This window comes from Micromonospora sp. KLBMP9576, assembly GCF_050941805.1.
Lineage (GTDB): Bacteria > Actinomycetota > Actinomycetes > Mycobacteriales > Micromonosporaceae > Micromonospora.
On sequence record NZ_CP194567.1, the window covers coordinates 3,273,982 to 3,298,147 of the forward strand.

At 73.6% G+C, this 24,166-nt stretch carries 25 protein-coding genes and 1 pseudogene; 11 read left to right on the plus strand and 15 right to left on the minus strand.

The window, feature by feature from the left end:
- Positions 1-311: 311 nt before the first annotated feature.
- Positions 312-899 (minus strand): hypothetical protein, encoded by a 588-nt coding sequence (locus tag ACQ452_RS14720; protein ID WP_433384341.1) that lies wholly within the window; start codon positions 897-899, stop codon positions 312-314.
- Between the two features lie 506 nt (positions 900-1,405).
- Between ACQ452_RS14720 and ACQ452_RS14725 the strand changes: the two genes are divergently transcribed.
- Together ACQ452_RS14725 and ACQ452_RS14730 are read left to right on the plus strand one after the other, a co-directional pair.
- The gene (locus ACQ452_RS14725) at positions 1,406-1,747 is read left to right on the plus strand and encodes a hypothetical protein (protein ID WP_433384344.1); all 342 of its coding nucleotides are present in this window, start codon (positions 1,406-1,408) and stop codon (positions 1,745-1,747) included.
- Positions 1,744-2,403, plus strand: coding sequence for a nucleotidyl transferase AbiEii/AbiGii toxin family protein (locus tag ACQ452_RS14730; protein ID WP_433384347.1), 660 nt, complete (start codon positions 1,744-1,746; stop codon positions 2,401-2,403). The genes ACQ452_RS14725 and ACQ452_RS14730 overlap by 4 nt, the downstream gene beginning before the upstream one ends.
- An 83-nt stretch (positions 2,404-2,486) precedes the next feature.
- On the opposite strand, the gene ACQ452_RS14735 is transcribed toward ACQ452_RS14730, so the two are convergent.
- Complete coding sequence (locus tag ACQ452_RS14735; protein WP_433384350.1) at positions 2,487-3,389, minus strand: SDR family oxidoreductase; 903 nt, start codon at positions 3,387-3,389, stop codon at positions 2,487-2,489.
- Between the two features lie 197 nt (positions 3,390-3,586).
- Between ACQ452_RS14735 and ACQ452_RS14740 the strand changes: the two genes are divergently transcribed.
- Together ACQ452_RS14740 and ACQ452_RS14745 are read left to right on the plus strand one after the other, a co-directional pair.
- Positions 3,587-5,380: a bifunctional metallophosphatase/5'-nucleotidase gene (locus tag ACQ452_RS14740; RefSeq protein ID WP_433384353.1), complete on the plus strand. Its 1,794-nt coding sequence runs from the start codon at positions 3,587-3,589 to the stop codon at positions 5,378-5,380.
- 292 nt (positions 5,381-5,672) lie between these two features.
- A complete protein-coding gene (locus ACQ452_RS14745; RefSeq protein ID WP_433384356.1) occupies positions 5,673-6,854 on the plus strand; it encodes an erythromycin esterase family protein in 1,182 nt (393 codons plus the stop codon).
- A 173-nt stretch (positions 6,855-7,027) separates the two neighbouring features.
- Here ACQ452_RS14745 and ACQ452_RS14750 read toward each other — a convergent pair whose 3' ends face one another.
- Positions 7,028-8,158, minus strand: coding sequence for a geranylgeranyl reductase family protein (locus ACQ452_RS14750; protein WP_433384359.1), 1,131 nt, complete (start codon positions 8,156-8,158; stop codon positions 7,028-7,030).
- 148 nt (positions 8,159-8,306) lie between these two features.
- Between ACQ452_RS14750 and ACQ452_RS14755 the strand changes: the two genes are divergently transcribed.
- Both ACQ452_RS14755 and ACQ452_RS14760 read left to right on the plus strand, forming a co-directional pair.
- Positions 8,307-8,543 carry a hypothetical protein gene (locus ACQ452_RS14755; protein ID WP_433384362.1) on the plus strand — a complete coding sequence of 79 codons (237 nt, stop codon included), beginning with the start codon at positions 8,307-8,309 and terminating at the stop codon, positions 8,541-8,543.
- A 78-nt stretch (positions 8,544-8,621) separates the two neighbouring features.
- Entirely contained in the window at positions 8,622-10,067 is a 1,446-nt protein-coding gene (locus ACQ452_RS14760) for an MFS transporter (RefSeq protein ID WP_433384365.1), read from the plus strand.
- A 65-nt stretch (positions 10,068-10,132) separates the two neighbouring features.
- Here ACQ452_RS14760 and ACQ452_RS14765 read toward each other — a convergent pair.
- From ACQ452_RS14765 to ACQ452_RS14785, 5 genes and pseudogenes are all read right to left on the minus strand, one after another.
- A pseudogene (locus tag ACQ452_RS14765) lies at positions 10,133-10,405 on the minus strand (hypothetical protein); the annotation flags it as partial.
- A gap of 287 nt (positions 10,406-10,692) precedes the next feature.
- Positions 10,693-11,400, minus strand: coding sequence for a hypothetical protein (locus ACQ452_RS14770; protein ID WP_433384368.1), 708 nt, complete (start codon positions 11,398-11,400; stop codon positions 10,693-10,695).
- A 346-nt stretch (positions 11,401-11,746) separates the two neighbouring features.
- Positions 11,747-12,211 (minus strand): VOC family protein, encoded by a 465-nt coding sequence (locus ACQ452_RS14775; protein WP_433384371.1) that lies wholly within the window; start codon positions 12,209-12,211, stop codon positions 11,747-11,749.
- 45 nt (positions 12,212-12,256) lie between these two features.
- Positions 12,257-12,886: an MBL fold metallo-hydrolase gene (locus ACQ452_RS14780; RefSeq protein WP_433384373.1), complete on the minus strand. Its 630-nt coding sequence runs from the start codon at positions 12,884-12,886 to the stop codon at positions 12,257-12,259.
- Entirely contained in the window at positions 12,886-13,971 is a 1,086-nt protein-coding gene (locus ACQ452_RS14785; RefSeq protein WP_433384376.1) for an S-(hydroxymethyl)mycothiol dehydrogenase, read from the minus strand. The genes ACQ452_RS14780 and ACQ452_RS14785 overlap by 1 nt, the downstream gene beginning before the upstream one ends.
- A 187-nt stretch (positions 13,972-14,158) precedes the next feature.
- On the opposite strand from ACQ452_RS14785, the gene ACQ452_RS14790 reads away from it, so the two are divergent.
- On the plus strand, positions 14,159-14,578 hold the full coding sequence (locus ACQ452_RS14790) for a hypothetical protein (RefSeq protein ID WP_433384379.1): 420 nt from the start codon (positions 14,159-14,161) through the stop codon (positions 14,576-14,578).
- Between the two features lie 39 nt (positions 14,579-14,617).
- On the opposite strand, the gene ACQ452_RS14795 is transcribed toward ACQ452_RS14790, so the two are convergent.
- From ACQ452_RS14795 to ACQ452_RS14810, 4 genes are all read right to left on the minus strand, one after another.
- Complete coding sequence (locus ACQ452_RS14795) at positions 14,618-15,910, minus strand: MFS transporter (RefSeq protein WP_433384382.1); 1,293 nt, start codon at positions 15,908-15,910, stop codon at positions 14,618-14,620.
- A 154-nt stretch (positions 15,911-16,064) separates the two neighbouring features.
- Complete coding sequence (locus ACQ452_RS14800; RefSeq protein WP_433384385.1) at positions 16,065-16,931, minus strand: alpha/beta fold hydrolase; 867 nt, start codon at positions 16,929-16,931, stop codon at positions 16,065-16,067.
- Complete coding sequence (locus ACQ452_RS14805; RefSeq protein ID WP_433384388.1) at positions 16,928-17,842, minus strand: SDR family NAD(P)-dependent oxidoreductase; 915 nt, start codon at positions 17,840-17,842, stop codon at positions 16,928-16,930. The genes ACQ452_RS14800 and ACQ452_RS14805 overlap by 4 nt, the downstream gene beginning before the upstream one ends.
- Complete coding sequence (locus ACQ452_RS14810; protein ID WP_433384391.1) at positions 17,835-19,319, minus strand: flavin-containing monooxygenase; 1,485 nt, start codon at positions 19,317-19,319, stop codon at positions 17,835-17,837. The genes ACQ452_RS14805 and ACQ452_RS14810 overlap by 8 nt, the downstream gene beginning before the upstream one ends.
- A gap of 110 nt (positions 19,320-19,429) precedes the next feature.
- Here ACQ452_RS14810 and ACQ452_RS14815 point away from each other — a divergent pair, with 110 nt between their 5' ends.
- Positions 19,430-20,092 carry a TetR/AcrR family transcriptional regulator gene (locus ACQ452_RS14815; RefSeq protein ID WP_433384394.1) on the plus strand — a complete coding sequence of 221 codons (663 nt, stop codon included), beginning with the start codon at positions 19,430-19,432 and terminating at the stop codon, positions 20,090-20,092.
- A 22-nt stretch (positions 20,093-20,114) separates the two neighbouring features.
- Here the strand turns inward: ACQ452_RS14815 and ACQ452_RS14820 are convergent, their stop codons facing one another.
- On the minus strand, positions 20,115-20,465 hold the full coding sequence (locus tag ACQ452_RS14820) for a hypothetical protein (RefSeq protein ID WP_433384397.1): 351 nt from the start codon (positions 20,463-20,465) through the stop codon (positions 20,115-20,117).
- Between the two features lie 26 nt (positions 20,466-20,491).
- Between ACQ452_RS14820 and ACQ452_RS14825 the strand changes: the two genes are divergently transcribed.
- Positions 20,492-20,842, plus strand: a complete 351-nt coding sequence (locus ACQ452_RS14825; RefSeq protein WP_433384400.1) for an ArsR/SmtB family transcription factor — start codon at positions 20,492-20,494, stop codon at positions 20,840-20,842.
- Entirely contained in the window at positions 20,839-21,327 is a 489-nt protein-coding gene (locus ACQ452_RS14830) for an SRPBCC family protein (protein ID WP_433384404.1), read from the plus strand. The genes ACQ452_RS14825 and ACQ452_RS14830 overlap by 4 nt, the downstream gene beginning before the upstream one ends.
- 194 nt (positions 21,328-21,521) lie before the next feature.
- Here the strand turns inward: ACQ452_RS14830 and ACQ452_RS14835 are convergent, their stop codons facing one another.
- Positions 21,522-21,740: a hypothetical protein gene (locus ACQ452_RS14835; protein WP_433384406.1), complete on the minus strand. Its 219-nt coding sequence runs from the start codon at positions 21,738-21,740 to the stop codon at positions 21,522-21,524.
- Between the two features lie 76 nt (positions 21,741-21,816).
- Positions 21,817-22,419: an MBL fold metallo-hydrolase gene (locus ACQ452_RS14840; protein ID WP_433384409.1), complete on the minus strand. Its 603-nt coding sequence runs from the start codon at positions 22,417-22,419 to the stop codon at positions 21,817-21,819.
- Positions 22,420-22,546: 127 nt separating this feature from the next.
- Between ACQ452_RS14840 and ACQ452_RS14845 the strand changes: the two genes are divergently transcribed.
- Positions 22,547-24,139, plus strand: coding sequence for an LLM class flavin-dependent oxidoreductase (locus ACQ452_RS14845; RefSeq protein WP_433384412.1), 1,593 nt, complete (start codon positions 22,547-22,549; stop codon positions 24,137-24,139).
- Positions 24,140-24,166: the final 27 nt, after the last annotated feature.

Below are 24,166 nucleotides of genomic sequence, written 5' to 3' on the forward strand. Positions count from 1 at the left end.
CCGCGACCCGGGCCGCCGATCTTCACCCGGCCCGGGTCGCCCCGGAGACAACACCGCCCCCGGGCCGAAGACCCGGGGGCGGCGCTGGTGTCGGTGTGCAGGTCGCCTCTCGGCGAGTGGCACGACGCGGCTCCAGCCGAACGGTATTCCGCGAAGGCATTTTGGTGAGGCCCGGGGACACTGGACACACCGACACCTCATTCAACCAGCCGACGGGGCGCGATGTTCCCGCCGGCGGCCGGTTTCGTGCCGCCGGCCGGCACCGAGTTCCGGTGCCGGCCGGCGGTCCCCCTTGCGATGAAAGTCTGTGGTCAGCTGTTCCAGTGCTCGGCGACGAGGTCGGCGGCGAGCTGCTCCCACTGCGCGTAGTGATCCGGGTACGCCGACACCTGCACCGTCTGCGCGGCCTCCGTCAGCGGCATGTCCTGCCACCCGTCAACCTGCTTCAGACCCTTCAGGAACGCCGTCGTCGCGTACTGCGCGTCAGTGATCTGCTCCACCGTGCCCCAACCCGACGACGGGCGCTGCTGGAACAGGCCCTGCGAGTCATGGTCGTTGCGGTCACCCAGGTGACCCAGGTTCTCCAACTTCGACTCCTGCAACGCCGTCGCGATCGACACCACCGCGGCCCGCTCGTCCATACCGGCCTTCTTCGTCGCGGCGATGATCGACTTGGTGTTCGCGACCTGCTCGTCGGACAGGTCGATACGCGACTGCTCGCCCTGCACACCGTGCGGGATGAGCTTCGCCTTGTCCACGACCGGCTTGTCGGCGCGCACCGTCACCACGGAGGCGTCCACCGGCGCGGCGGCCTGCGCGGCCACGGGACCGGCGAACACACCACCGGCGAACGCCAGACCAGCAACACCAAGAACACCCTTACGCATGATCGTGTTCATCAGAAACGCTCCATTCGGGGGTCGGCACCCACACGCACCAAGGGGGGTCGGCACGCGCGGACACAAGCACCGTCCGGCGCTCAAACGAACTCAAGAATCCGACGACACGTCGGGAAAGCTTTCGAAGGGGAGAACCGGGCCGCTCGGTGGGACGGGGATGCCCTCACGCCGCCCGGACCAGGTGTAACGACCGGCGGCCCGCCATCATTCCCGGGGGCCCGGGCGCACCAGCGGCGCACCCCGTACTCGGCCGTACGCAAGATGTAACGACCCCGGCCCCGCCACGATTCCGCCCCCACGATGCCCCCGGTCACACCCCCAAACCCGACACCCACCCCGATCCCACCCGAACGACGCACACCCGAGCCGGGGACCGACCATTTCGGCCCGGGATCGGCATTTCGCGCCCGCGCGGGGCGCCGCGCCGGGCGCCGCGAACAGGGCGCACGACACCCGCCGCGCCGGACGACGGGCCCGGCGAGCCGACCTGGGGTTACCCTGACAGGATGCCGGCCCTCTCCCCCGCTGCGACCCGCACGGCCCCCCTGGCCCGGCCGGGCCGGCCCGCCGTGGTGGCCCGCACCCTCACCGAACTCGCCGGCCCCACCCGTGGCGTGGTGGAGCTGCCGCTGCGGCTGATGTGGAACGCCGAGCGCACCTTCGACCTGGGCGATCCGGACGAACTGCTCTGGATGTACGAGAACGTGCTGCGGGAGACCACCCGGGCCGATGACCTGCGGCTGCTCATCGACGGGCGCACGCTGCACCGGGTGTGGCGGCTGCTCAACCTGCCGCGCGGCGTACGCCAGGCGTGGGAGAGCCGCCACCGGGGCCTGCGCGCCGCGTGAGCACCGCCCATCCGCACGAGTTCTACCGCGAGGTCGCCCGGGTGGCCCTGTCCGCCGCCGGGGCGTACCGGTTCGTGCTCGGAGGCGGGGTGGCCTGGGCGGCACACGGGCTGGTGACCCGCCCCACCGAGGACGTGGACCTCTTCGCCGACGTGGAGGGGGCCGCCGCCAGGGCGGCCGACGGCGTACGGACCGCCCTGCAGCGGGCCGGGTTCGAGGTGACCGACGCCGACCCGGACAGCGAGCTGGCCGAGTTGTTCGAGGGGTTCGATCGGGACCTGCGGGACTTCGTGGTGAGCCGGGACGGGCGGCACCTGCGGCTCAGCCTGGCCCGCCTCGACCGGCACCGCAGCCCCGTGGTGATGGGCCTCGGCCCCGTGATGGACGTACGCGACCTGATGGCGAACAAGACCGCCGCCCTGGTCAACCGGCGGGAGGTCCGGGACTACATCGACGTCGCGGCGGCGCTCGAACACCACGACGTGGCGGAGCTGCTGGCCCTGGCCCGCCAGCTCGACCCGGCGCTGGACGAGGCGGACGTGCGGGCCGCCGGCCGCTACCTCGACCGACTGCCCGACCGCCGCTTCGCCCGCTACGGACTGGACGCCGCCGCCGTGGCCCGGGTCCGCGCCCGCCTGTCCTCCTGGCCCCGCTGAGCGCGCCCGGGCGGGGATCGGCCCCCCCGACGCCGGCGACGAGGCGGCAGGCGGGCACCCGCCACCGGCGCACCCGATTCGGCCTACTTCGTGGGGCGACCACCGGTCACACCGAGGATCTCCCCGGTGACGTAGCTGGACTCCTGGGAGGCGAAGAAGACGTACGCCGGCGCCAGCTCGGCCGGCTGGCCGGGGCGCCCCTGCGGGGTGTCCTGGCCGAACTGCTCGACCTTCTCCTCCGGCATCGTCGCCGGGATCAGCGGCGTCCAGATCGGCCCCGGCGCCACCGCGTTCACCCGGATCCCCCGCTCGGCCAGGTCGGCGGCGAGTGCCTTGGTGAAGTTGGCGATCCCCGCCTTGGTGGTGGCGTAGTCCAGCAGTTGCGGCGAGGGGTCGAACGCCTGGATCGACGCCGTGTTGATGATCGCCGAACCCTCCGCCAGATGCGGTACGGCCGCCCGGCAGAGCCAGAACATCGCGTACAGGTTGGTCTTGAGCACCCGGTCGAACTGCTCGTCGCTGATGCCGAGGATGCCCTTGTCCTGCGCCATCTGGTAGGCCGCGTTGTTGACCAGGATGTCGATCCCGCCGAGGTCCCGCACGGCCCGCTCGACCAGCTCCCGGCAGTGGCTCTCGTCGGTGATGTCGCCGCGCACCGCGATACCGCGGCGACCGGCCTCCTCCACGAGACGCACGGTCTCCCGGGCGTCGGCGTCCTCCTCCTCGCCGAGGTAGGAGATGAGCACGTCGGCGCCCTCACGGGCGTACGCGACGGCGATCGCCCGGCCGATGCCGGAGTCACCACCGGTGATCAACGCCCGCCGGCCGTCGAGCTTGCCGCTGCCGCGGTACGACTCCTCGCCGTGGTCCGGCTTCGGGGTCATCTCCGCCGTCGTGCCGGGCGGCGTCTGCTGCTGCTTCGGTTGCCCCTCCCGCTGGCCGTACTGGCTGGTGGGGTCCTGCTGGGTGTGCTGGTCCTCGCTCACCGACATCTCCTCGCGAACCGGGTGGATCTGGGTCTTCCACCGCCCTACCCCGCGACGACGGGCGGAAACGAGCAACCCGGCGTGACCCCGGACGGGCGGCGCGGTACGCGGGCCGCGTCGGCGGCGCCGCCGACCGCTCGTTTATGGTGCGCATGCGCCCGCCGGGCGCCCGAACCCCCACGGAAGGGCAACCACTCATGACCTCTCCCTGCGGCCCGTCGCGTCGCACGGTGCTCGCCGCCGCAGCCGCGGCGGCGGCGAGCGTCCCGCTGCTCGCCGCCGCCCCCGCGCAGGCGGCCGGCCCGGCCCGCTCGCGGACCTGGGACCTCACGGTCCTCGGCACCTCGGACACCCATGGCAACGTCTACAACTGGGACTACTACTCCGACGCCGAGTACGACGACAGCAAGCACAACGACGTGGGCGTCGCCAAGCTGGCCGCCCTGGTGAAGCGGATCCGCGCCGAGCGGCGGGGCCGGGCGACGCTCGTGATCGACGCCGGCGACACCATCCAGGGCACGCCGCTGGCCACCTTCTACGCCAAGCAGGAGCCGATCACCACCACCGGTGCGACGCACCCCATGGCCAACGCCATGAACGTGCTCGGCTACGACGCCGTGACGCTGGGCAACCACGAGTTCAACTACGGCCTGCCGCTGCTGACCAGGTGGATCTCGCAGTTGGGCTTCCCGGCGCTCGCCGCCAACGCCGTCAACGCCGCCACCGGCAAGCCGGCCTTCCTGCCGTACGTCATCAAGAAGGTCTCCGTCGGCTTCGCCGCGCCCCCGCTGCGGGTCGGCATCCTCGGCCTGACAAACCCGGGCAGCGCCATCTGGGACCGGGCCAACGTCGAGGGCCGGCTGCGGTTCGACGACATGATCGCCACCGCCGCGCACTACGTCCCCCTCATGCGGGCGCGCGGGGCCGACATCGTGCTGATCTCCGCCCACGGCGGCGACAGCGGCACCTCCAGCTACGGCCCCGAGCTGCCGAACGAGAACCCGACGGCGCTCATCGCCCAGCGGGTCCCCGGCGTCGACGCGATCCTGTTCGGCCACGCCCACGCCGAGGTCGCCGAGAAGTTCGTGACCAACGAACGCACCGGCGAGCAGGTGCTGCTCACCGAGCCGTCGAAGTGGGGCCAGCGGCTGAGCCGGATGGACTTCACCCTGACCCGCGAGCGGGGCCGCTGGAAGATCACCAAGAAGGCCGCCGCCCTGCTGAACACCAACACCGTGACCGAGGACCCGTCGGTCCTCGCCGCCGTGCGCAGCCAGCACGAGAAGACCGTCGCGTACGTCAACCAGGTGGTGGCCCGCTCCACGGTGGAGCTGTCGGCGGCGGCGAGCCGCTACCAGGACACCCCGATCCTGGACTTCATCAACCACGTCCAGACCGAGGTCGTCACGCGGGCGCTGGCCGGCACCCCGTACGCGGACCTGCCCGTGCTGTCGATCGCGGCGCCGTTCAGCCGGACCGCGGTCTTCCCCGCCGGCGACGTGAAGATCCGCGACGTGGCCGGGCTGTACGTCTTCGACAACACCCTCGAGGCGGTCGTGCTCAGCGGCGCCGAGGTGCGCGCCTACCTGGAGTACTCGGCGAAGTACTTCCGTACCCTCGCCCCGGGCGCCCCGGTCGACCCGGCGGCGATCAGCGACCCGGCCGTGCCGGACTACAACTACGACGTCGTCTCCGGCCTCGACTACGACATCGACATCGCCAAGCCGGTCGGCCGGCGCGTCACCCGCCTGGTGCTGCCCGGCACCGACACGCCGGTGGCGGACAACGCGCAGTTCGTGGTGGCGGTGAACAACTACCGGCGCAGCGGCGGTGGCAACTTCCCCGGCATCGTGACGACCCAGGTCTACAACGAGCAGCAGGAGATCCGCCAGCTGCTCATCGACTGGGCGCAGGCCAGGGGCACCATCGACCCGGCCGACTTCCACCAGCCCAACTGGCGGCTGGTGCGCGAGGGCGTGCCGGTCTTCTGATCCCGGTCGCCGTTCCGGCCGGGGACGATCCGCCTGGCCGTGCGCGGGAACCAACGCCAGGAACGTCCGCGACGCCACCGCGTGGCGTGCGACGTAGGCGTGGGAGCCGTGCGGCGAGCGCCCGGCCGGCGGCAGGGTCCCCGCCGTCTCGTAGTGGCGCATTGCCCGCGTGGACAGCCCGTGCTCCTGCGCCAACCCGGAGGGCCGGAACCGCATTTGAGGGTAGCCCCTGTCGACAGCCGGAGAATGCGGCCGAAGTCTACAGCCGATGATCAACGATACGGTTGAATCCATGACAACCTTGGCCGACGCCGCCCGCCCCTTCACCGGCGGCGCCCTCACCGCCCTGCTCTCCCCCGGCACCCGACTGCTCGGCCTGGGCGAGCCCACCCACGGCGTCGAGGCCTTCCCCGAGCTGCGCAACGAACTCTTCCGCCACCTCGTCGCGCACCAGGGCTACCGCTCGATCGCGCTGGAGAGCGACTGCCTGTCGGCCCTGGTCGCCGACGCGTACGTCACCGACGGCACGGGGACCCTCGACGACGCCACGAGCCGCGGCTTCAGCCACGGCTTCGCCGCCTCACCGGCCAACCGCGAGCTGCTGCGCTGGATGCGTACCCACAACGAGCAGCGCCCGGCACCCGAGCGGCTGCGCTGCTACGGCTTCGACGGCCCCCTGGAGACCGCCGGGGCCGCCAGCCCTCGCCCCGCCCTGACCGCACTGCACGACCACCTCGCCGCCCACCTCGACCTGCCCTTCGGCCGCGAGACGCTCGACGAACTACTCGGCCCCGACGAGCGCTGGACCAACCCGGACGCCATGCGGGATCCCACCCGGTCCGTCGGGCGCACCCCCGCCGCCGGCCGGCTGCGCCTGATCGTCGACGACCTGCGGGTGCTGCTCACCTCGCACGCCCCCCACCTGGCGGCCGTCGCGTCCTCCGACGACCGGTGGCGCGCCGACCTGCACGCCCGCACCGCCGCAGGGCTGCTGCGCTACCACGCGGCGATGGCCGACACCGCGCCCACCCGCTTCGGCACCCTCGTGAGTCTGCGCGACGCGATGATGGCCGACAACCTCCACGCCGTTCTCCGCCGCGAGGCCCATCGCGGCCCCACCCTCGCCTTCGCCCACAACAGCCACCTGCAGCGCCACCGCAGCCAGATGCGGTTCGCCGACCAGACGCTGCGGTGGTGGAGCGCGGGCGCCATCATCGCCAGCCACCTCGGTGACCGGTACGCCTTCGTCGCCACCACCTTCGGCAGCCGCGGTCTTGACGTGCCCCGTCCCGACACCCTCGAGGGGGCCCTGTCGGCCCTCCCCCACGCCCGCGCCGTCATCGATCCCGGCCGCCTCGCCACCGGCCCGCTCGGCGAGCTGACGGCCCGGGTCCCGGCCGACCACACCTACGCTGCCCTCGACCCGGCCACCACCGGTCAGATCGACGCCATCGTCTTCGTCAGGCAGCTCTGAGCGCCGGGGCACCCGCGGGTCCGCCGGACGGCGGGGTTGGTGGCCTTGTCGTCGGTTGCCGTCATTGTGCAGCGGTGGTGGCGCACACCACCGCTGGAGCATCCTAGGATCCTGGGTGGAACGAGGTGCCTGGGCCGCTGGCGCGGTGGTGTTGTCCGCCGCCCCTCTCGGGTTCAGCGGGCCGGCAGGCGGTCCAGCGCCGCCAGCGCGGCCCGGACCGGGGCGCGCCGCAACGTCTCGTCGAAGCTCGCCCGCCCCTGGCAGAACCGCACGAACATCCGCCAGCCCGGCGGCGTGGCCAGCAACGCGTGGAAGACCCCCGGCCGCCGGGTGAACACGTCGAGCAGCCGATGCCCGGCGCGCATCGACGGCACCAGGTCCCGGATGACCGCCCGGTCGTAGCCCACCAGGTCGCCCGCGGCGACCGCCGCGCCGGCCAGCTCCCCGGAGCGCAGCGCGTAGCTGATCCCCTCCCGGCTCCACGGCTCCAGCAGCCCCGCCGCGTCACCCGCGACCAGCACCCGGCCCCGCCGCACCGGGGAGTCCTCCGTCCGGCAGCGGGTCAGGTGACCGGAGTCGTGCGCCGGCCGCACCAGCGACAGGCCCAGGCGGTCGACGAACCCGCCCAGGTAGGCGCGGGTCCGCTCCCCCTCGCCCCGCGCGGCGATGACGCCGACCGTCAACCGGTCGCCCTTCGGGAAGACCCAGGCGTACGAGCCGGGCAGCGGACCCCAGTCGAGCAGCAGGCGGCCCCGCCAGCGGGCCTGCTCCTGCGGCGACACGGGAAGCTCCAGCTCCAGCCCCAGGTCGACCTGCCGGTGGCGGACCCCCACGTGCCGGGCCGTCACCCCCGAGGAGCCGTCCGCCCCGATCACCGTACGCGCGTGGACCGTGTCCCCGTCGGCGAGCCTGAGGCGTACGACCTCGGTGTCCTGCTCGACCGCGCGGACCGCGACCCGCTCGCGGAGCTGGACGCCGGCGGCGACCGCCGCGGCGCGCAGCCGGTCGTCGAACTCCTCCCGGCGCACCATCGTCACCAGCGGACCGCCGGGATGGCGGCGGGTGAACGAGCGTCGCCCGTCCCGGGTGAACGTGACCCGGTCCACCCGGTCGTGCGCGGGCACCTCGATGCGGTCGGCCACCGCCGCGAGCGAGGTGCCGATCAGGCCACCACCGCAGGTCTTGTAGCGCGGATGCGCGGCGCGTTCCAGCACCAACGTGCGCACGCCCGCGCGGGCGGCGGCGTGGGCCGCGGAGAGCCCGGCGGGGCCGGCGCCGACGACGGCGAGATCCCAGACGATCACGGGTGCAGCCTAGGGCAAGCCGCAGCCTCCGGCCCTGCCGGCGCGGCTGGGACACCGCCCGAACGGGTCGGCATCTTCGGCGGGCCAGCGGGTAACCGCGCGGCGGGACCGCCCGCCCGTGGGCGGGTCAGGCGAAGGAGGAAACCCGATGCGGCAGGTACGACTGTCGGATGTCGAGGAACAGGTGTACGACGCGGTGGCGGCCCTGGAGGCCAGGGGGCAGGTGCCGTATCCGGACCTGATCGCGGAGGAGGCCGGTCTCACCGCGGAGCAGTTGCGCGTCCCGCTGCACGAACTCACCGAGAAGAACCTGCTGCACCGGGAGGACTCGCCGATGGCCGGCCTGGACTTCGGGCCCCGGTTCTGCGCCCGCCAGATGGCCTGAGCCGTCGGGCGGGGATTCGCCTCCCGGGGACCGGGGTAGCGCGCAGCGGGGTTCGACGACCGGTCCACGGGAGGCACGATGAATGCGGACGCACCGCCACCGGCCTCGGCGGTCGACAACCGGCGGCGCTGGCGGGCCCTCTCGGTCGGGCTGGTCGCCGCCTTCATGACGCTGCTCGACGTGAGCATCGTCAACGTCGCCCTCCCGTCGATGGACCGCGCCCTCGGCGCCTCCCCCAGCGACCTGCAGTGGGTGCTCTCCGGGTACGCCCTCACGTTCGGTCTGGTGCTCGTCTCCGCCGGCCGCTTCGGCGACATGCGCGGCCGGCGCACCGCCTTCGTCCTCGGCATCGCCGTGTTCACGCTGGCCAGCGCGCTGGCTGGCGTGGCCGACTCCCCCGAGTGGCTGATCGCGGCCCGGCTGTTCCAGGGCGCCGCCGCCGGGGTGGTCAACCCGCAGGTCAACGGGATGATCCAGGAACTCTTCCGGGGGCCCGAGCGGGCCCGCCCGTTCGGGCTGCTCGGGGCCACCATCGGCATCTCCACGGCCGTCGGCCCGCTGCTCGGCGGCCTGCTCATCGCCGTCGGCGGGGATGAGCACGGCTGGCGGTGGGTGTTCTTCGTCAACGTGCCGGTCGGCATCGTCGCGGTGGTCCTCGGCTGGCGGCTGATCCCCGACCGCCCCGCCGGCCCGCGCGACGACCGCCGGTTGGACCCCGTCGGGGTGCTGCTGCTCGGCGTCGGCGTGCTGCTGGTGCTGCTGCCGCTGGTGCAGGAACAGACGTGGCGCGGCCCGGCGAAGTGGCTGCTCGTGCCGGCCGGGCTGCTCGTCCTGGCGTGCTTCGGGGCCTGGGAACGGTGGTACGCCCGACGCCAGGACCCCCTGTTCGACCTGCGGCTGTTCGGTTTCCGGTCGTACGCCCTCGGTTCGCTCATCGCGCTTGTCTACTTCGGCGGGTTCACCGCGATCTTCTTCATCTTCACGCTCTACCTGCAGAACGGCCTCGGCTACAGCGCACTGGTCGCCGGCCTGGCCATCACCCCGTTCGCGCTGGGCTCGGCGGCGGCGTCCGCGCTCGGCGGCCGGATCGTCAACCGCTACGGCCGTCCGCTGGTCGCCACCGGGCTGCTCGCCGTGGTGATCGGGCTCGTCGCGGTGGTCGTGGTGCTCGACCGCGCGCCGAGCGGCGCCCCCGTGCCGTGGCTGACCGCCGCTCCCCTGCTCGTCGCCGGGCTGGGTAGCGGCCTGGTCATCGCGCCGAACCAGACCCTGACCCTGTCCGAGGTGCCGGTACGGCAGGCGGGCAGCGGCGCGGGCATGCTCCAGACCGGCCAGCGGATCGGTTCCGCCGCCGGGATCGCCGCCGTCGGATCCCTCTTCTTCTCCTCGGTGGCATCCAGCGGCGGCGACTACTCGCTGGCCTTCCGGCACTCGCTGCTGCTGGCCGCCGGCGTCATCGCGCTCGCGCTGGTCGCGGCCCTGGTCGACGTCACGCTCGGCCGCCGCCACGCAGATCCGGCGTGAAGACGCCGCTGGCCGGCACCCCACCCGGGGTGCCGGCCAGCGGCGTTTGGCTCGACTGCTCGTGGTCAGCTGTTCCAGTGCTCGGCGACGAGGTCGGCGGCGAGCTGCTCCCACTGCGCGTAGTGATCCGGATACGCCGACACCTGCACCGTCTGCGCGGCCTCCGTCAGCGGCATGTCCTGCCACCCGTCAACCTGCTTCAGACCCTTCAGAAACGCCGTCGTCGCGTACTGCGCGTCAGTGATCTGCTCCACCGTGCCCCAACCCGACGACGGGCGCTGCTGGAACAGACCCTGCGAATCATGGTCGTTGCGGTCACCCAGGTGACCCAGGCCATCATTCCCGGGGGCCCGGGCGCACCAGCGGCGCACCCCGTACTCGGCCGTACGCAAGATGTAACGACCCCGGCCCCGCCACGATTCCGCCCCCACGATGCCCCCGGTCACACCCCCAAACCCGACACCCCACCCCGACCCCAACCCGAAACCCCCGAACGTCGAGACACACCCGAGCCAGGGATCAGCCGTGTCGCCCGAGCGGGGCGGCGCCCCCGGCGCAACCGCCGGGGGCACGGACCGACCGGCCGGCCCATGGGGCGGGGCCGGCCGGTCGGGTCACGGGGGTGTCACCAGAGCTCGGAGACGATGTCCGCCGCCTGCTCCTCCCACTGCGCGTAGGCGAAGGGGTACGCCGAGACCTGCACCGTCTGCGCGGCGGAGGTCAGCGGCAGGTTCTGCCAGCCGCCCACGTTCTTGAGCGCGGTGAAGAACGCCTCGGAGGCGTACTCGGGGTCGGTGATCTGGTCGGGCGAACCCCAACCCGACGACGGGCGCTGCTGGAACAGGCCCTGCGAATCATGGTCGTTGTAGGCGCCCAGGTGGCCGAGGTTGTAGAGCTTCGACTCCTGCAACGAGGTGGCCACGCCGATCACGGCGCCCCGCTCACCCACGCCGGTCTCCTTGGCCTCCTCGACGATGGCCTTGGCGTTGGCGCGCTGCGCGTCGTCGAGCGGAACACGCGACTGGGCGCCCTGCACGCCGTGCGGGATGAGTTCCTCGCGGCCTGGTTTGCCGGCGGTCGGTTCGGTGGTGGTACCGCCCGTGGTCTGGGCCGACTCGTCGGCCGCGTCCGGCGCGCGCTGGCCGGTGGCCTGCTCGATCGCCGCCACGGCGCCCGAGTGGGGCGTGGTGGTGACGGGGGCGGCCACGGCCGTCGGGCCGAAGGCAAGGCCGCCGAGGGCGGCGACGCCCACGACGCTCAGCGCGATCTTGCGGTTCGGGTCCTTCGAGTCCTTCGCGATGGCCGGGAGCCACCGGGTGAAGCGGTACTTCACGTGGGTTGCCCTTTCGGTCAGGCGAAGCGCTCCCGGATGAAGCGCTCCTCGGGGGAACTGCCGCGCCGGAGGGGGTTTCGGTTCCGGCGGTACGGGGGACACAACCGACCCGCCTTGTCGGTCATTCCGGATATGGACCGGCAGCGGCGGGCTGCGACCGGGGTCACCCCGGTGGTCGGGACGAAACGGCACGGCCGGCGCAGCCCGCGCGGCCGGGCCGGTCGCGGCGCGCGCCAGACCCGGCGCTGCGCGACGACAGCGGACCCCGGCGCACCCGACCGGATCGGCGGGGTGCGCCAGGGTCGACGTCCACCCGGTCAGCTCGCGGCAGCCGGGACCGGCTCGCTCACTCCTCGCGTTCGCCCGCGCCGGCCGGGTCGCCCGGCCCGGCGCCGCGCAGCTGCTCGAAGAGGGTGATCTGGAGACCGGCCGGGGCGTCGAGGCGGGCGTTGAGCGACTGCCACGGCGTCACCGTGGGCGGCGCGATCTCGGTCGCCCCGGCGGAGACCAGGCGGCGGGTGGCGGCGCGGCTGTCGTCCACCTCGAAGGCCACCCGGAGCTTCGGGGCCACCTGGCGCCCCACCTCCACCTCGTCGATCATCCGCTTCTGCGCCGGGTCGGCGATCTCCAGGGTGGCCCGGCCGGCATCGAGGATCACCACCTGGGCGTCGTCGGCCCCGCTGAACGCGGCCTGCTCGGGCAGGCCCAACGCGTCGCGGAAGAACGCCACTGCGGCGTCGTAGTCCTCGGCCTCCACCACCAGGCGCAGCTGGCGTACGGCGGGGACCCGATCGGCATCGTCGATGATCATGTCATCGGAGCCTAACCCGTGGGGCCACCGCGGGCGGCGGGTGGATCAGTGCCCCCGAGCCAGCCACTCGTCCAGGTGGGGGGCCTCCGCGCCGACGGTGCTGCTCGGCCCGTGCCCGGTGTGCACGACCGTCTCCGGTGGGAGGGTCAGCAGCCGGTCCCGGATCGACGCGACGATCGTGCCGAAATCGCTGTACGAGCGTCCCGTCGCCCCCGGCCCACCCGCGAAGAGCGTGTCGCCGGTGAACACCGCGCCGAGCGCCGGCGCGTGGAAGCTGCACGCGCCGGGGCTGTGGCCGGGCGTGTGCAGCACCGTCAGCGCCGTGCCGGCCACCTCGATGCGCTGCCCGTCGCGCAGCTCCCCGTCCGGCGCCTCGCCGGGGTGCACCATGTCCCACAGCACCCGGTCGGCGGGGTGCAGCAGCACCGGGGCGCCGGTGGCCCGGGCCAGCGCCGGGGCCACCCGGACGTGGTCGTCATGGGCGTGGGTGGCGAGGATGGCCCGTACCTGTCGGTCGCCGACCGCGGCCAGGATGGTGTCGACGTCGTGCGGGGCGTCGACGACGACGCACTCGACGTCGTCGCCCACCACCCACACGTTGTTGTCCACGTCGAAGGTCTGGCCGTCGAGGGAGAACGTGCCGGAGGTGACGGCGTGCTCGATCCGGGCCGCCATCAGAGGATCACCACCGAGCGCAGCACGTCGCCGCCGTGCATCCGGGCGAACGCCTCCTCGACCTGGTCCAGGGCGATCTCCTCGGTGACGAAGGCGTCCAGGTCGAGCCGGCCCTGCAGGTAGAGCTCGGTCAGCATCGGGAAGTCGCGGCTGGGCAGGCAGTCGCCGTACCAGCTCGACTTCAGCGCGCCGCCCCGGCCGAACACGTCGAGCAGCGGCACCTCGACGGTCATCTCCGGGGTCGGCACGCCGACCAGCACGACGGTGCCGGCCAGGTCGCGGGCGTAGAAGGCCTGCTTCCAGGTCTCGGGGCGGCCGACCGCGTCGATCACGACGTCGGCGCCGAAGCCACCGGTGGCGGCGCGGATCGCCTCGACCGGGTCGTCCGCCCGGGCGTCCACCGTGTGGGTGGCACCGAACTTGCGGGCCCAGTCGAGCTTGCGGGCGTCGGTGTCCACGGCGATGATCGTCGTCGCGCCGGCCAGGACGGCCCCGGCGACCGCCGCGTCCCCGACGCCGCCGCAACCGATCACGGCCACCGAGTCTCCCCGGGTGACCCCGCCGGTGTTCATGGCGGCCCCGAGCCCGGCCATCACGCCGCAGCCGAGCAGCCCCACGGCGGCGGGTCGGGCCGCCGGGTCGACCTTGGTGCACTGACCGGCGTGGACCAGGGTCTTCTCCGCGAAGGCGCCGATGCCCAGCGCCGGCGTGAGCTCGGTGCCGTCGGTGAGGGTCATCTTCTGCGCCGCGTTGTGGGTGGCGAAGCAGTACCACGGGCGGCCCCGGCGGCAGGCCCGGCACACCCCGCAGACGGCCCGCCAGTTGAGCACCACGAAGTCGCCCGGGGCGACGCCGTCGACGCCCTGCCCCACCTGCTCGACCACGCCGGCCGCCTCGTGCCCGAGCAGGAACGGGTAGTCATCGTTGATGCCACCCTCCCGGTAGTGCAGGTCGGTGTGGCAGACCCCGCAGGACTGGATCCGCACGATCGCCTCACCCGGCCCCGGGTCCGGCAGCACGATGGTGGTCACCTCGACCGGCGCGCCCTTGCTGCGGGAGATGACTCCCCTGACCTGCTGGCTCACGGTTCCTCCTGCTTCCCGCCGACGCGTCGCGTCGGCGTCCGTCGGTGCGCTGGCCCGGCACCTCGATCAAACGTTCCTCGGGCGAAGCTACCCCGATCGTCGCGGAGAGCCGGGTCCCTCGGGCGGTTATCCCGATCGGCGAAGGGTAGGCGGGGGCACGGTTCGTCGGTCGGACGGGAGTGCGCCCATGAAGATCAGCCATCTGCCACTGCGGGTCAGCGTCGGCGCGTTCGTCCTCAACTCGGGGTGGGGCAAGCGGTCGCTGGAGGGCGAGGCGGCGCAGGGCGTACACGCGATGGCTGTCGGGGCCGTCCCGCAGCTCGGGCAGCTCGACCCGGACCGGTTCGCCCGGTTGCTCTCCCGGGCGGAGATCGCTCTGGGCGCGGCGCTGCTCGCGCCGTTCGTGCCGTCGGCGCTGGCCGGCCTGGGCCTGGCCGCGTTCGGCGCCGGTCTCGTGCAGCTCTACCTCAGGACGCCGGGCATGCGCGAGCCGGGCAGCCTGCGCCCCACCCAGCAGGGCATCGGCCTGGCCAAGGACGTGTGGCTGCTCGGGGCCGGCCTGACCCTGGTGCTGGACGACCTCACCCACGGTCGCCGGCGTCGCTGAGCTGTGCCTCCGCGCGAGCGGGCGCACCGAGGCGGGCCGTCACGGCCGGCCAGGCGGCGGCGCGGCGGCCATCGCGCGGCGGGCCGCGTTGCGGTAGCGCAGGACCTGGAGCGCGCCGAGTCCCCACAGGACGTACTGCAGGGCGAACGCCCACCGGAAGGCGTTCAGGTCGGGGGTGGCCCGGCCCGGCGGGGTGGCCACGTCGAGCACCACGCCGACGGCCAGCACCAGCAGGATCGAGGCGGCGAAGCCGCCGACGTTCACCACGCCGGTGGCGCTGCTGATCCGGTTGACCGGGTTGAAGCTGCGGGCGTAGTCGATCCCGATCATCGAAGCCGGGCCGTTGACCGCCAGGACCAGCACCAGCGTGACCAGCAGCCAGCCCGGTGCGCGTCCCGGCCAGGCGAGCACCACGGTCCAGGCCGTGGCGGTCGCGCCGATGGTCACGAAGACGAGCACCGAACGGTGGAAGGGGTACCGGGCGCAGAGGTGCGCGATCGCCGGGCCGGCCAGCAGCATGGCGGCGGTCATCAGGGTCAGCAGCGACGCCGCCGCGGTCGGGCTGAGCCCCTGTCCCTGCACCAGGAACGGGTAGCCCCAGAGCAGGGCGAACACGGCGCCGGAGAACTGGGTGACGAAGTGCGTCCAGAGGCCGAGCCGGGTGCCCGGCTGGGCCCAGGCGGCGGCGAGTTCCCGGCGGACGTCGGTGCGGGTGGGCGGGGCGCCGGCCGGTACCTCGCCGCGCGGGGTGTCCCGGACGGCGGCGGCGACCATCAGCAGCACCGTCGCGCCGATCGCGGCGACGGTGAGGAAGGCGGGGGTCCAGCCCGCCCGGTGCAGCAACGCCACCAGCGGCACGGTGCCGAGGATGGCCCCGAGCTGGCCGAACGTGCCGGTGAGCTGGGTCATCATCGGGTAGCGGCGCCCCGGGAACCACAGCGCCACGATCCGCAGCACGCTGATGAAGGTCATCGCGTCGCCGAGCCCGATCAGCACCCGGGCGACGATGGCGAGGGGCATGCCGGTGGCGAGGGCGAAGCAGAGTTGACCGGCGACCATCAGCGCGCCGCCGACGAGGAGCAGCCGGCGGGAGCCGAACCGGTCGAGCAGCACGCCGACCGGGACCTGCATCGCCGCGTACACGGCGAGCTGGGCGACGGAGAAGACGGCCAGCGCCGAGGCGTTGATGTCGAACCGGTGGGCCGCGTCGACGCCGGTGACACCGAGTGAGCTGCGGTGGAACACGGCGGCCACGTACGCGGCCAGGGCCACGCCCCAGACGAGTCCGGCCCCGGGTCGGCGCGCGGCGACCGGCGCGGTCAGCACCCGCACCGCGGGGCACGCGGCACGTCGGCGTCGTCGTCGAGGCGCGCGGCGACGGCGGTTGTCATGGTGCCATGGTGAGCGGGGTCGCCGGGGCGCGTCCCCGCGCCCCGCTGCGCAGTGGCGCGGACCACCCCGTCGCCGGCCCGACCGGCGTTCCCGGCTAGTCCCCCTCCACCTGTTGCGTGCCGCTTTCGGCCCAGAAGTCGACGAGCAGGCGATGGAACTCCTCGGCGCACTCGATCTGCGGCATGTGCCCGCACTCGGGAAACAGGTGGGTACGCGCGGCCGGCAGCCGGGACCGGGCGGCGGCGAGGTGCGTCGCGGGCAGGATCAGGTCCCGCTCGCCCCAGACGACCAGGGTGGGCAGGTCGAGCCGCCGCACCTCGGCCAGGAGTTCCTCCCGCCAGTGTGGGCTCACGCCCCGGAAGGTGCCGAGGCTGCGCGCGGTCTCCAGCATCACCCGGGCGGCGTACGGCTGGCGGGCGGCGGCCAGGGCGTGGGCGACGCGTTCGGCGGTCGCGAAGGCCGGGTCGTGAAAGAGCGACAGCTCGGTGCGGCGGGCCGCCCACCGGGTCGGCCGCAGCAGCAGCCGGCCCAGCGGGCGCAGCGCGAGCAGCCGCAGCGCGATGGTCACCTCCCGGCCGAAGCCGGCGCTGTTGACCAGCGTCAGGCTGGCCGCCCGGGCCGGTTCGGCTGCCGCGAGGCGCATGGCGACCGCGCCGCCGAGGGAGTTGCCGACCAGGTGCGCCGGCCGGTCGACGCCGACGGCGTCGAGGTAGCGGGCGGCGAAGTCCGCCAGCGCCGGCAGGGTGCAGGGCCGGGCCATCGGCAGCGAACCGCCGTAGCCGGGCAGGTCGACGCTGTGCACCCGGAACCGCCGGGCGAGCAGATCGTGCAGTTCGGTGAAGTCGCGCAGGGTGCGGCCGATGCCGTGCAGCAGCAGCACCGGGGGCCCGTCGCCGTCGACGCGATGACACACCCGCCGGCCGTCCACAGTGACGTGCCGGGGCCGGGGCCCGGCGCTCACGCCGCCTTCCCGGCCCGGTCGGCGCCGGGGCGGCGCGTCGTGGGGGCGGCCGGCGCGGTGGTGAGGCGGCGGGCGGAATCGCCCGCGACGCGGTCGAGCCCGAAGGCCAGGACCCGCGGGTACGCCGCCGGCGCCACCCGGGCCAGCAGGTCGGGCAGCCGCGCCGACCAGCCGATCAGCACCCGGCCCCGGCGGCGCTCGACGCCACGCAGGATCACCTCTGCGGCGCGGGCGGGGTCGATGGTGAGCAGCTTCTCGAACTGCCGGCGGCTCGTCTCGAACTCCTCGGCGGGAACGCCGCCGCCGACCCGGGCGTTCTGCGCGATGCGGGTGCGGATCCCGCCGGGATGCACGCAGGTCACGCCGATCCCGTCGCCGGCCAACTCCTGGCGCAGCGCCTCCGTGAAGCCGCGGACGGCGAACTTGCTGGCCGCGTACGCGGTCTGCCCGGCCGGGGCGATGAGGCCGAAGAGGCTGGAGACGTTGACCAGATGCGCGCCCGGCTCGGCCCGCAGGGTGGGCAGCAGCGTGTGGGTCAGCTGCACCACGGCGCGGAAGTTGACGTCGAGCACCCAGCCGAAGTCGTCGAGGCTCACCTGGTCGAACCGGCCGCCCAACGCCACGCCCGCGTTGTTGACCAGCAGCCGGACGGCCGGGTGGCGCTGCCGGATCTCCTCGGCCACCCGCGCGGTGGCGGCAGCGTCGGCCAGGTCGACCAGGTAGGTGGTGAGCTGCCGGTCGGGGTGCGCGGCGCGCACGGCCGCGACGACGGCGTCGAGCCGCCCGGCGTCGCGGTCGAGCAGCACCAGGTCGCTGCCCCGACGGGCGAGCGAGTGGACGAGGGCCTCGCCGATGCCGCTGGCGGCACCGGTGAGCACGGCGGTCGCGCCGGGGAAGACGAACCTACGCACGAACGGTCCTCCGTCGGGGGGTGCCGGCGCGGGAGAACCGCACGCCGGAATCGGTGAGCCGGCCGTGCCGCATCAGCAGGACGTCCCGGGGATAGTTCTGGTGCAGCCGCCACGGCGCCCTGGCGCCCTGCCTGGGCAGGGTGTCGACGCTGCGCAGCACGTAGCCGGACGCCAGGTCGATCAGCGGCACCCGCCCGGCGTCGGGGGGCGGCAGCGGGGTGACGACCTGCTGACCGGTGCGGTCCAGGTGGCGCAGCAGCCGGCAGACGTAGGTGGCGACCAGGTCGGCCTTCAGCGTCCACGAGGCGTTGGTGTAGCCGATGGTCATCGCGAAGTTCGGCACCCCGGAGAGCATCATGCCCTTGTAGGCGACGGTGCGGGGCAGCGCCACGTCGTCGCCGTCGACACGGAGCGTCATGCCGCCGAGAGCGAGCAGGTTGAGCCCGGTGGCGGTGACCACGACGTCGGCCGCCAGCTCCGCGCCGGAGCGGAGCCGGACGCCGCGCTCGGTGAAGGTGTCGACGGTGTCGGTGACCACGGACGCCGCTCCCCGCGCCAGGGCGCTGAACAGGTCGCCGTCGGGCACCACGCACAGCCGCTGGTCCCACGGGTCGTAGCGGGGCGAGAAGTGCCGGTCGACGTCGTAGCCGGCCGGCAGCCGGCCCCGGGCGGCGCGCAGCAGCAGCTTCCTGACCAGGGCGGGCGCGCGCCGGCTGAGCTGGAAGTTGGCGGTGGAGAGCAGGATGTTCTTCCAGCGCACCACCGGATACGCGGTCTTCGCCGGCAGCCAGCGGCGCAGCGCGTCGGCGAGCACGTCGCGTGAGGGCAGCGCGATGACGTACGTGGGTGAGCGCTGCAACATGGTCACGTGGGCGGCCCGCTCGGCCATCGCCGGCACCAGGGTCACGGCGGTGGCGCCGCTGCCGATCACCACCACCCGCTTGCCGGTGTGGTCGAGGTCAGCCGGCCAGTGCTGCGGGTGCACGATCCGCCCGGCGAAGCGCTCGGTGCCGGCGAACGCCGGGGTGTAGCCGGCGTCGTAGCGGTAGTAGCCCGCGCAGGCGAACAGGAAGGAGCAGGTCAGCGTGACGGTCTCGGCGGTGTCGTCGCGGTGGGCGTGCACGGTCCAGCGGGCGCTCTCGCCGTCCCAGTCGGCGCGCAGCACCCGGTGGCGCAGGCGGACGTGGTCGGTGACGCCGTACTCGTCGGCGGTGCGGCGCACGTAGTCGCGGATGGAGTCGCCGTCGGCGATGGCCTTCGGGTCGGTCCAGGGTTTGAAGGAGTAGCCGAGGGTGAACATGTCGGAGTCGGACCGGACGCCGGGATAGCGGAACAGGTCCCAGGTGCCGCCGACCGCGTCGCGGGACTCCAGCACCGCGTACGTCTTCTCCGGGCAGTGGCGGCGCAGGTGGCAGGCGGCCCCGATGCCGGACAGGCCGGCACCGACGATGAGCACGTCGACGTGGTCGGTGGCCATCTCGTCTCCCGTCCGCCGGTGACACCGGACACTAACCACGGGTGTCGACGCCCGTCAACACCCTGTCGAGTCCAGCCGACGGGGTGTCGAGCCCAGTAGAGTCAGCGGGCATGACGCCCGCCCGTACCAGCACCGGGAGCGCCACCGGGCGCGGACGGCGCGCGGCCCGGTCCGCCGGCGACGAACGGGAGCTGGCCATCCTGGCCACCGCCGAGCGGCTGCTGCGCCAGCGCGCCTTCGCCGACATCTCCATCGACGACCTGGCGCGTGGGGCCGGCATCTCCCGGCCCACGTTCTACTTCTACTTTCCGTCGAAGGACGCGGTGCTGCTGACGCTGCTGGACCGGGTCATCGCCGAGGCCGACACCGCCGCGGGCGACGCGCTGGAGCGGTTGGCCGAGGACCCGCGGGGGCGCTGGCGGGAGCTGATCGGGCGGTTCCACGAGACCTTCGGCGCGCACCGCGCCGTCGTGCTGGCCTGCGCCCAGGTGCGCGGCACCAACGCCGAGGTGCGCCGGCTGTGGGCGAGTGTGCTGGAGCGCTGGGTGTACGCGGTCGAGACGGCGATCGAGGCCGAACGGCGGCGCGGCGCGGCCCCCGACGGGGTGCCCGCCCGCGACCTGGCCGTCGCGCTCAACTCGATGAGCGAGCGCGTCTGGTACGCCACCTTCGCCGGCGACGGTCCGGCGGTGGCCGAGCACGACGTGGTCGACGTGCTGCGCGACGTCTGGCTGGCGGCCATCTACCGCGACACCCATCCCCCGGTGGCCTGACTGCGGCGCCCGGCGGGACGCGCTACGTCGCCGGGCCGTCCTGCGTGGCGGGGCTGCCCGACCGCTCGTCGTGCCAGACGGCGTCACGCGGCGGCCCGGACTCGGCCCAGGCCAGCCCACCCCTCGCCTCCGCACCCGGGATGCCGTCGACCATCCGGCCGATGTCCAGCCCGGACGCCAAAGAGCTTGCGATGTCGCCGCGCAGTTCCGCCACCGCCGTGTCGAGGTCGTCCTCCTCCGTGGACCAGTCGATGTCCGCCGCCCGCAAGTCGGCCACGGCGTGGTCGGTGACCGCCTGCGGGTCCGTCACGGCGACCGTCAGGCGGCAGTACACGTGCAGGAGCACCGGTTGCGGGGCGTTCGCGTCGGCCATGCCCACAGCATGACATACTAAGGCACATGCCTAAGCGAGACGGTGGCGGAGACGGGACCCTGGACGGCGTGTTCCACGCGCTGTCCGACCCGACCCGGCGCCGGGTCGTCGAGCTCCTCGGCCGAGGGCCCGCGACGACCAGCGAACTCGCCCGCCCGTTCGACATGGCACTGCCGTCGTTCACCCAGCACCTGGGCGTCCTCGAGCGCTCCGGCCTGGTGACGTCGGAGAAGAGGGGGCGGGTGCGGACGTACCGGCTCGCGCCGGAGCCGCTCGCGCACGTCGATGACTGGCTCGCCGGTCAGCGCGCCGTGTGGACCCGACGCCTCGATCAGCTCGACTCGTTTCTCCACGACCTGAAGGAGCAGCAGACATGACCGCCTACCCCAGCGTGAACCCGGACCTCGACCTCGTCCTGGAACGCACCGTCGACGTCGCGCCCGAGCTGGTCTGGCGGGCCTGGACCACGCCCGAGCTGGTCGTGCGGTGGTTCGCACCGAAGCCCTGGTCGACCTCTTCCTGCGAGATCGATCTCCAGCCCGGCGGCAGGTTCCACACCGTGATGCGCTCGCCCGAGGGCACGGAGTATCCGAGCACCGGCTGCATCCTGGTCGTCGAGGAGGGCAGGACGCTGGTCTTCACCTCGGGGCTGGGCCCCGGCTTCCGGCCGCAGGTCGGCACGGACGGTGATTTCCCGTTCACCGCCGTCATCCGGATCGAACGCAGCGGCAACGGCACGAAGTACACGGCCACCGCGATCCACGCCGACGCCTCGGCCAAGCAGTCCCACGAGAAGATGGGATTCGTCGAGGGCTGGGGCACCGCACTGGACCAACTGGTCGAGACCGTCCGGGGCCTCTGACGGTTCGGCCACCGCTCGGACCGCGACGGCGCGCCCATCGGTTGCCCGATGAGCGCGCCGTCGTCACCGGGGGCGGTTCACGCCGCCCCGAACGGAATGGTGACCAGATTGTGACCAACGCCGACGGGGAAGCCGGCCGCGAGCGGCCGTCGCCAGGCGTTGTCCGGCTGTCGCCGGTGCGCCGGCGACAGCCGTCAGTCCGTCACCTCGCGCCAGGCGGGGTGATTGCCACGCCAGGCGCCGGCCAGGATGACCGCCGACGTGCGACCGGGGCATTCCTGCACCTTGGACCGGCCGGACTCACCGCCGATCCGTACCTGAACGTCCCAACGCTGCCCGTCAGTGCGGATGTACACGTCCCGACGCCCACGCCGGGACGTGTCGCCGTTCCACCAGTGCTCTTCAACCCTCACCCATCGACCGTATAGCAGTCGCTCCGCAGGCGACACGGCCGGTGGTGGTGCGCAGGGCTGCCGGCCCGTGGTCCACTCAGGCGTGCTCGCCCGGCGCCAGGTGCCGGTAGCCGGGCACATTTTCGGCGAACCAGCCGTTCACGCTGGTCAGGCCACGCTCGTTGAGCTGGGCGTCGTGGATCGGGAACACCCGCTCGGCCCCGACGGCGGTGGCGAAGTCGATCGCCTCGGCGAGCTTCAGCCAGGATGCCTGCGCCGGGACCAGCAACGTCTCGACCGGCCGGTCGGGCCGGTGCAGGGAGTCGCCCGGGTGGTAGACCGCGTCGTCGACGAGGTAACCCAGGTTGGGGCAGTCGGGCTGGCCGCCGTGGATGGTGGCGTGCCGCCCGCCCCACGCGGTCACGGTGAGGCCGGCGGCGGTGAACCGTTGGCCCGCACCGACCCTGGTGACGGAGAGCGGCGCCAGGTCGGGCAGCACGGCCCCCGCCGGCACGAAGACCGGCACGCCGAGCCCGGCGAGCCGGAGCACGTCGACGTGGTCGGTGTGCTCGTGGGTGACCAGCACCGCGTCCGCGCCGGCCAGGGCCCGCGGCTCGCTCCAGGTGCCCGGATCGATGACCAGTACACCCCCGGCGTGCTCCAGCCGGACGCAGGAGTGGGTGAACTTCGTGATCCGCACGCGCCGACGATACTTCCCGGCCGGGCCGGCCGAGGTCCCCCGACGGCGACGGCGGACGATTTCAGGGTCGACTCAGGGTCGGGTCCGGTCCGCGTGAGAGGCTTCAAGGCGAAAAGGGAGTGCCGACATGAGCGACTACGGTCATCCGCTGACATTCGGGGCGTTCCTGACGCCCGGCAACGCCGAGCCGGGGCGGGTCGTGGGCCTCGCCATGCTGGCCGAGCAGGTCGGCTTCGACCTCGTCACCTTCCAGGACCACCCCTACCAGCCCGCGTTCCTCGACACCTGGACGCTGATGAGTTTCGTGGCGGCCCGCACCGGCACGGTGCGGCTGGCGGCCAACGTGACGAACCTGCCGCTGCGCCCGCCGGCCGTGCTGGCCCGCAGCGTGGCGAGCCTCGACCTGCTCAGCGGCGGCCGGGTGGAACTCGGCCTGGGCGCCGGCGCGTTCTGGGAGGCCATCGAGGCGATGGGCGGGCGCCGGCTCTCCCCCGGGCAGGGCGTGCGGGCCCTGACGGAGGCGATCGACGTCATCCGCCAGGTCTGGGACGTCGACGCGCGCGGCGGCGTCCGGGTCGACGGCGAGTTCCACCGGGTCGTCGGCGCGAAACGGGGCCCCGCGCCCGCCCACGACGTGGGCATCTGGCTGGGCGCGTACAAGCCGCGGATGCTGGCGCTGACCGGGCGACGGGCCGACGGGTGGTTGCCGTCGCTGAGCTACCTGCAACCCGGCGACCTCGCCAGGGGCAACACCATCATCGACGAGGCCGCGCGGCAGGCCGGCCGGGACCCGGCCGACGTGCGCCGCCTGCTCAACGTCACCGGCCGGTTCGCGCCGAACGGCCGGGGGCCGCTGCACGGGCCCGCCGAGCAGTGGGCGGAGGAACTGGCCGACCTCGCGCTCAGCGACGGGATCAGCACCTTCATCCTGGGCAGCGACGAGCCCGAGGACCTGCGGCGCTTCGCCGCCGAGGTGGCCCCCGCCGTGCGCGAGCTGGTGGCGGGCGAACGCGCCTACACCACCCCGCCCGGCGGGGCCGGCAGCACGCCCGCCACCGCCGGCAGCGCGCGAGGGGCGGCAACCGGGGCGCCGGGCGACGTCGGCCGGCCCGCCGGGGTGGGAGCCTTCGCCGTCGTTCCGACACCCGACGACGGCGTGCGCCGCAGCGCGATCCGGGTCTGGGACGAGAGCACCCGGCCCGCCGGGCCCGCGCCGGACCCGGCGCGCACCTACACCCCGGACGACCAGGCCGGCGCCCAGCACCTCATCGACGTGCACGACGGGCTGCGCGCCGAGCTGGCCCGGCTGCACGACCTGGTGGAGCAGGTCGGCGCCGGGCTGCTCGACGCCGGCACGGCCCGCTCGCACATCAACACCATGACGATGCGGCAGAACAAGTGGACCCTCGGCACGTACTGCGAGTCGTACTGCCGGGTGGTCACCACCCACCACACCCTGGAGGACCGGGCGATCTTCCCGCACCTGCGCGGCGGCGACGCCCGGCTCGCCCCGGTGCTGGACCGGCTCGAGCAGGAGCACCACGCCATCCACGACGTGCTGGAGCGCGTCGACCGCGCCCTCGTCGCGTTCGTCTCCGTCTCCGACGGGATGCCCGAGCTGCGCGCCGCGGTCGACCTGCTCAGCGACACACTGCTGTCCCACCTCGCCTACGAGGAACGCGAACTCGTCGAGCCCATCGCCCGCCTCGGCCTGACCTGAACCGCCGTCGCGCGCCGCGCGATGGCG